General features: G+C 69.1%; 8 protein-coding genes. 5 read left to right on the top strand and 3 right to left on the bottom strand.

Annotation, left to right across the window (positions count from 1 at the left end; genetic code table 11):
• Nucleotides 1-6 precede the first annotated feature (6 nt).
• The 4 genes from FKP22_RS17615 to FKP22_RS17600 are packed head-to-tail and all read left to right on the top strand — an operon-like array spanning nucleotide 7 to nucleotide 3,299.
• On the top strand, nucleotides 7-570 hold the full coding sequence (locus tag FKP22_RS17615; protein ID WP_141288830.1) for a flavoprotein: 564 nt from the start codon (nucleotides 7-9) through the stop codon (nucleotides 568-570).
• A complete protein-coding gene (locus tag FKP22_RS17610) occupies nucleotides 549-1,988 on the top strand; it encodes a DUF6513 domain-containing protein (RefSeq protein ID WP_141288828.1) in 1,440 nt (479 codons plus the stop codon). The genes FKP22_RS17615 and FKP22_RS17610 overlap by 22 nt, the downstream gene beginning before the upstream one ends.
• Entirely contained in the window at nucleotides 1,981-2,598 is a 618-nt protein-coding gene (locus tag FKP22_RS17605; protein ID WP_141288826.1) for a DUF447 domain-containing protein, read from the top strand. Before FKP22_RS17610 ends, FKP22_RS17605 begins: the two co-directional genes overlap by 8 nt.
• The gene (locus tag FKP22_RS17600; RefSeq protein WP_231012087.1) at nucleotides 2,595-3,299 is read left to right on the top strand and encodes a (5-formylfuran-3-yl)methyl phosphate synthase; all 705 of its coding nucleotides are present in this window, start codon (nucleotides 2,595-2,597) and stop codon (nucleotides 3,297-3,299) included. The genes FKP22_RS17605 and FKP22_RS17600 overlap by 4 nt, the downstream gene beginning before the upstream one ends.
• Before the next feature lie 15 nt (nucleotides 3,300-3,314).
• Here the strand turns inward: FKP22_RS17600 and FKP22_RS17595 are convergent, their stop codons facing one another.
• The 3 genes from FKP22_RS17595 to FKP22_RS17585 are packed head-to-tail and all read right to left on the bottom strand — an operon-like array spanning nucleotide 3,315 to nucleotide 5,963.
• Nucleotides 3,315-3,914 (bottom strand): amino acid kinase family protein, encoded by a 600-nt coding sequence (locus FKP22_RS17595; RefSeq protein ID WP_141288824.1) that lies wholly within the window; start codon nucleotides 3,912-3,914, stop codon nucleotides 3,315-3,317.
• A complete protein-coding gene (locus FKP22_RS17590) occupies nucleotides 3,914-5,008 on the bottom strand; it encodes a hydantoinase/oxoprolinase family protein (RefSeq protein WP_141288822.1) in 1,095 nt (364 codons plus the stop codon). Before FKP22_RS17590 ends, FKP22_RS17595 begins: the two co-directional genes overlap by 1 nt.
• A complete protein-coding gene (locus FKP22_RS17585; protein ID WP_141288821.1) occupies nucleotides 4,995-5,963 on the bottom strand; it encodes an ATP-grasp domain-containing protein in 969 nt (322 codons plus the stop codon). Before FKP22_RS17585 ends, FKP22_RS17590 begins: the two co-directional genes overlap by 14 nt.
• Before the next feature lie 69 nt (nucleotides 5,964-6,032).
• On the opposite strand from FKP22_RS17585, the gene FKP22_RS17580 reads away from it, so the two are divergent.
• Nucleotides 6,033-6,389, top strand: a 357-nt coding sequence (locus tag FKP22_RS17580; RefSeq protein ID WP_233446875.1) for a HisA/HisF-related TIM barrel protein, incomplete at its 3' end; no start/stop codon positions are given.

Genomic DNA, 6,389 nt, shown 5'->3' with positions numbered 1-6,389 from the left:
GCTGTGATGCCGGCGCCCTCCCGCTTCGCCTGGTGCATCACCGGTTCCGGCCACTTCCTGGAAGAGTCGCTTGCGCTCGCGGCGCGCTTGCCGCAGGTTGACCTGTTCCTGTCGGCCGCCGCCGAGGAGGTGCTGCCTATCTACAAGATCGGCCTCGACGAACTGCGACCCGATTTCAGGATCTTCCGCGACAAGACCGCCAGCGCGGTGCCGGTCGGCACGCTGTATGAGAACGTGTATCACACCGTCGTCGTCGCGCCGGCCACCAGCAACACGGTCGCGAAGTGCGCCTTCGGCATCAGTGACACCTTGCCGACCAACATGTTCGCGCAGGCCGGCAAGCTCGGCATCCCGGGCATCGTGTTTGCATGCGACACCGAGCCGGTGGTCGTGACGCGCTCGCCGCACGATTGGGTCACGCTGCGGCCCAGGCGCATCGAGTTCGACAATGTCGATCGGCTGCGCGACATCGATTTCTGCCAAGTCGTGGCCTCGCCTGCCGAACTCGAAGCGGCGCTTGCCACGCGCCTGAAGGAACTTTCGCTCGCATGGAACACATCGTCTTCCTGACTGGACGCCTCGCCGAGGCCAGCCTTCGGCGCGTTCTGGGCGGGATGGATGCGCTGCCGTTCAGCTGGGAGGTGCGTGAGATCGGCCTGCAGGTCGCCGCGCTGATGACGGCCGAGATGATCCAGCGCCGCGTGCTTGCGCCGCTCGGCGCCGACCGCATGATCGTGCCTGGCCGTTGCCGGGGCGACATGGACGCACTGACGCGCCACTACGGCATCCCGGTCGAGCGTGGCCCCGAGGAACTGAAGGACCTGCCGCGCCACTTCAACCGCGCCGCCAAACCGATCGACCTGACCGAATACGAGGTCGCGATCTTTGCCGAGATCGTCGACGCGCCGCAGCTCAGCGTGGCGCAGATCGTCGCGCGCGCCGGCGTGCTCGCGGCCGACGGTGCCGACGTGATCGACCTCGGCTGCCTGCCCGAAACGCCTTTCGATCACCTCGTCGAGAGCGTGCAGGCCTTGAAGGCGGCCGGCTTCGCCGTCAGCGTCGACTCGATCAACCCCGACGAGTTGCTGCGCGGCGGCCGCGCCGGCGCCGACTACCTGCTGAGCCTGAACCTCGACACGCTGTGGGTGGCCGACGAGGTCGCGTCCACGCCGGTGCTGATCCCGCGTGTGCCGGCGGACGAGGCCTCGCTGTTCGAGGCGGTGGAGGCCATGCAGCGGCGCGGCCGGCCGTTCCTCGCCGACTCGATCCTCGATCCGATCCCGTTCGGCTTGACCGCCTCGATCGTGCGCTACCACCGCCTGCGCGAGCGCTTTCCCGATGCGCCCATCATGATGGGCGTGGGCAACCTGACCGAGCTCACCGAGGCCGACACCAGCGGCATCAACGCGCTGTTGTTCGGCATCGCGGCCGAGTTGAACGTCGCGGCAGTGCTGACAACGCAGGTCAGCGCGCATGCGCGCCGCGCGGTCCGCGAGGCCGATTGGGCGCGCCGCATCATGCATGCCGCCGCGCGCCACCAGACCTTGCCCAAGGGCATGAGTGGCGCACTGATGACGGTGCATGCCAAGCACCCGTTCCCCGACACGCCGCAGGAGATCGAACAGGTCGCCGCCCAGGTGAAGGACCCGAATTTCCGCGTGCAGGTGTCGGCCAGCGGCCTGCACGTCTACAACCGCGACGGCCTTCGCCTCGGCCAGGGCGCGTTTGAACTCTGGCCCCAGCTCAAGCTCGAGGGCGATGCCAGCCACGCGTTCTACATGGGCGTCGAACTCGCGCACGCCGAGATCGCCTGGCAACTGGGCAAGCGCTATGTGCAGGATCAGCCGCTGGACTGGGGCTGCGCGGTCGCGACCGATGCCGGCGACCTCAACACCTGGTGCGCACCGGGCAGCACGATGACGAGCGCGAAGACCGGCCGCGCACGCGCCGCGGCTGCCGTTTCTCCGACCGAACCGAACGATGAATGACGTGATTTTTGAAACCGTGATCAGCACGGTGGCCCCTGATGGCGTGCCGCATGTTGCGCCCATGGGCATTCGCTACCGCCAGACCGAGGCCGGCAGCGACGTGATCCTGATGCCGTTCAAGCCGTCGACCACGCTGGCGAACATCGTTGCGAACCGCCATGCGGTGCTCAACATCGTGGCCGACACGCGCGTCTTCGCCGGCTCGGTCACGGGCCGCCGCAACTGGCCGGTGCGGCCTGCCGAACGCATCGAGGGCGTGCGGCTCGCCTGCGCGCTCAGCCACGTCGAGCTCGAGCTCGCCGAACTGCAGGACGATGCGCAGCGCCCGGTGCTGCGCATGGCGCGCGTGTTCGAGGTGAACCATGCGCCCTACATCGGCTTCAACCGCGCGCAGGCGGCGGTGATCGAAGGGGCGGTGCTGGTGAGCCGCTTGCACATGCTGGCTGCGGAGAAGGTGGATGCCGAGATGCGCTACCTGCAGATCGCAATCGACAAGACTGCCGGCCCCGAGGAGCACGAGGCCTGGGGCTGGCTGACCGAGGCCATCGCTCGCCACCGCGCGGCGGCAGCCGATTCGACGCCACCATGCTCCCAGGAGAAGCGGCCATGATGCGCATGCGCATGCTGGTTAGCGTTCGCGATGTGGCCGAGGCGCGCATCGCCGCGCGCAGCGGCGCGGATTTCATCGACCTCAAGGAGCCCCGCGACGGCGCACTCGGCGGTTTGCCGGTCGATGCGGTTGCACGGGTCGTGCAGGCCTTGCGGGAGCAGGGCAGCCCGCAGCCCATCAGCGCCACGATTGGCGACCTGCCGATGAACGACCTGCCTGCGATCCTGGCGCGCGTCGAAGCGGTCGCGGCCTGCGGCGTCGACTACGTGAAGGTCGGCATCGAACGCGAGACGGCCTCGGGCGCGGTGCTCGATGCGCTGGCCGCGACCGGCCACCGGATCATCCCGGTTTTCATTGCCGACCGCGGGCTCGACTTCGAGCAGGTCGCGCACGCGTGTGCGCTGAAGTTCCCCGGCATGATGGTCGACACGGCCGACAAGCTCGCAGGCAGCTTGTTCGATCTGATGCCTGTCGCCGATTTGCGGCGTTTCGTCGCCCGGGTTCGCGCCAGCGGCGCGCTGGTGGGTCTGGCCGGCGCGCTGCGTCATGCGCAACTCCCGGCCTTGCAGGAACTTGCGCCCGATTTCGCGGGCTTTCGCAGTGCGGTGTGCGCGGGCGACCGCAGCGGGGCGCTTGATCCTGAACGTCTGCGTGAACTGGCCGCGCGGCTGCGCGCCGCGCCGGCACCCCTCAGCGCCTGAAACGCCTGAGTCGGTTCAACCGTCGAGGTCGCGCAGCCCGCCGAGCAACAGCGCGCGCATGCGCGGCAGTTCGTGCTTCGCCATGACCTCGATCGGGAATGCGGCGCCGCGCGCGCCGCCTTGAAAGCTCTCGTCCAGCACGCCTGCCGCACCGAGTTGCGCCAGCGTTTGAGACCGGTCGATCTCGCACGACTTGATGACCACCAGGCGCTCCGCGTTCAGCTCGTGCGCCAGATCGAGCGCGATGGTGTCGGAGGTGGCGTCCCAGTTGGTTCGCGCATCCGGCGCGTCGCGCTGCAGCTCGAACGGCAGCCAGATCGCCGCGCGGCCCTTGTGCAGCACGCCGGCAATCTCGGCCTTGCTCGCGGCGAGTTGCAGTGCCGGGTTCATCGCGTGCAGCTGGTAGCCGGTTTGCACCATGGCCAGCACCGCCATGTTGTGCGCGGCCAGGTCGTTGAACTGCCACAGCGCCTGCGTGCGCCGCACTTCGTCGGCGAGGCCGCCACCGCCGCAGACGATGGTCACGCGCCCGCCGCCGAGTTTTGCGAGCAGATCCAGCCACTCCGGCAGCGCCGGATCGGCCATGAGACTGCCACCGATCTTGACGACCCACATCAGCGCAGCCCGGTATCCAGCAGTGCGGCGACGGCCACTGCAGGGGCACACACCTGGGCCCAGCGGGCAACAGCGTAGGTGCCCGGCAACGCGTCGGCGGCGATGCGCGCCACGTCGAAGCCGTAACGCAGGTGTTCGCGGGTCGGGCCGGCTTGCGAGACCACGTCGGCGATGAGAAAGTCGCCGCAGCCCGCGCTCAGCGCCACCGCCGTGTCGGACAGGCCGTGCGCGGCCACCACCCGGCGCAACTGGCTTGCAAGTTCGTCGACCTGCCGTGCACGCCAGGTGCGGGCGAACGCGAGCCAGTCGTCCGAGCTGGCCTCGCGCGCATCGAGGCCGATCATCCGCGCCAGGCGCTTTTCGGTGGCGGGCAGGTCCTTGGGCGCGTTGTCGGCGGCAGTGTGCAGGTCATGCGCGGGGTCGAGTTCACCGGTGAGCCGGTAAACATCGGCAGTGGTCGCGAAGAACTCGTTCATCACATTCATCTCCACACCGCGCCATGCGACACGCGGCCCGAGCGCGCACAACGGCGTGCGCACCACGCCCTGGTAGACGAGTTCGCCGCTGGCCAGCCGCTGGGCATCGCTGCGGCTCGTGCCGAGCACGCGGCCGGCGCGAAAGGCGATCAGGTCGGTTGTCGTGCTGCCGATGTCGATCAGCACGCCTTCGGCTATGCACTGCGCCGCGTGCAACGCGGTCGCGCGCCAGTTGGCCGACGCGATGTGCGCCCATTGCGCACCGACTTCAGCGGTCGGGCACCACGGCCCCTCGCCGGTGAAGAAGTGCAGGGCGCCCGGAGCCGACGGTGCCAGCGTGTCGGCCAAGGTCGCTGCGATGCGTTGCACGCCTTCTTCGCGGTGCTCGAACAAGTCGGTCATCTCGCCGGTCATCGTGACCGCGTGGGTCGCCGACGCGAACTGCGGCCAGCGGGCCCGCGCGATGTGCAGCACATGCGCCAGGTGCTCAATGCCTTGCCAGAGCGGGCAGGCCCACTGCGTCACATCGACGACGCGGCCATTGCGCATCAGGCAGGCCTTGACATGCGCGCCGCCGATGTCCCAGCCGACAATGTGAAGCGGTTCAGGTGAGGGCATGGGCGAGCTCCTGGTGATGCGCATCCAGCACTGCCGCCGCGACGTTGCGACCAAGGGTCGCCGACAGGCCCACATACGCCATCGTCGCGCGCGGGTTGATCTCGATCAGCACCGGCCCGCGCTGCGCGTGCCAGACCAGATCGATGCCGACATACCCGCGCAGCCCGGGGAAGCTTCGGGCGAGCGTCCGGGCCCAGGCGCGCAGGGCCCCCATGCGCGGGTCGGTGCCCTGCAGCACATGGATCTGCACGCCTTCGAAGCTCACGGCCCCGAGCGCATCGATCGCGAGATGCTGCCGGTTCACACTCAGCAGCTCGGCGTCTTGCGCGCTGCACAGCAGCGAGAGGCTGAGCGGTTCGCCTGCGACCCAGGCTTCGAGCACCACCGCGTCGCCGCGCTCGCGGCGAGCCGCCATGTCCTCGAGTGCTGCAGCGCGCGTGTTGTGCACGCGGGTCGCGACGGCGCCAGCACCGTCGTCCGGCTTGACGACCCAGCGGCGCGTGGCCGGTGATGCTGCGAAGGCGAGCGGTGTCGTCACGCCTTGCCCGGCGGCATGGGCGATCGTGGCGCGTTTGCTCGAAGCGAGTGCGATCGCTGCGCCGTCGCAGCCCAGCCAGCGGCTGGCGTCGACCGCGCGCTGCATCTGCGCAAGCACGCCGTCGGTCTCCGGCGCGATGACCCAGGTTCGATCATGCAGGCGCGACTGCTGCGCGACGAATTCGGCCGAACCGATGGCACGCTCGCCCGAGGCGTGCAGCGGGGCCGCAATTGGGGTCGCGCCCGGCGGCACCTCCGTGGCATGCGGGCCAGTCGCAACCGAGACCGCACAATCGCCGGTGCGCAGCAAATCACGCACGACCGCATCGCGCATCTCGCGGCCGGCGGCGAGCAACTCTTCCGGTGCGTCTGCTGTACCGCCGGCGCTCAGGTGCTCGTAGACGAACACGCGCATCATCGCGGCAACCGCAGCGTGCAATCTCCGCAGGCGACCCACGTGACCACAGACTCTGAAATGAACGGCAGCATGACCCTGATTCCGGTGATCGATCTGTTGAAGGGCCGGGTCGTGCGCGCTGTGCGCGGCGATCGGCAGGCATACCGGCCGATCGAGTCGGCCTTGTGCGCGAGCAGCGACCCGTTGACGGTCGCGAGGATCCTGGTCGACCACTGCGCGGCGCGCCAACTGTACGTGGCCGACCTGGACGCGCTGACGGGCGGCTCAGTCCAACACGGGTTGCTGCGCGAATTGCTCGGCGCGCTGGCAGGCATTGAGCTGTGGGTCGATGCGGGCTTCGCGGATGCCGATGCAGCCTCGGCGCTTGGCGCACAGCTTGCGCCGCATGCGGAGCGCATCGTCCCGGTGTTCGCCAGCGAATCGCTG

It is taken from the genome of Ideonella azotifigens (genome assembly GCF_006519715.1).
Taxonomy (GTDB): domain Bacteria; phylum Pseudomonadota; class Gammaproteobacteria; order Burkholderiales; family Burkholderiaceae_C; genus Ideonella; species Ideonella azotifigens.
The sequence above is the reverse complement of the archived record's forward strand: the minus strand, read 5'-3'. Positions and strand labels throughout refer to the sequence as shown.

Coding starts and splice junctions, on each gene's coding strand:
- FKP22_RS17605 (WP_141288826.1), top strand. CDS start 1,981: ATGAATGACGTGATTTTTGAAACCGTGATCAGCACGGTGGCCCCTGAT.
- FKP22_RS17595 (WP_141288824.1), bottom strand. CDS start 3,914: ATGTGGGTCGTCAAGATCGGTGGCAGTCTCATGGCCGATCCGGCGCTG.
- FKP22_RS17610 (WP_141288828.1), top strand. CDS start 549: ATGGAACACATCGTCTTCCTGACTGGACGCCTCGCCGAGGCCAGCCTT.
- FKP22_RS17585 (WP_141288821.1), bottom strand. CDS start 5,963: ATGATGCGCGTGTTCGTCTACGAGCACCTGAGCGCCGGCGGTACAGCA.
- FKP22_RS17590 (WP_141288822.1), bottom strand. CDS start 5,008: ATGCCCTCACCTGAACCGCTTCACATTGTCGGCTGGGACATCGGCGGC.
- FKP22_RS17615 (WP_141288830.1), top strand. CDS start 7: ATGCCGGCGCCCTCCCGCTTCGCCTGGTGCATCACCGGTTCCGGCCAC.
- FKP22_RS17600 (WP_231012087.1), top strand. CDS start 2,595: ATGATGCGCATGCGCATGCTGGTTAGCGTTCGCGATGTGGCCGAGGCG.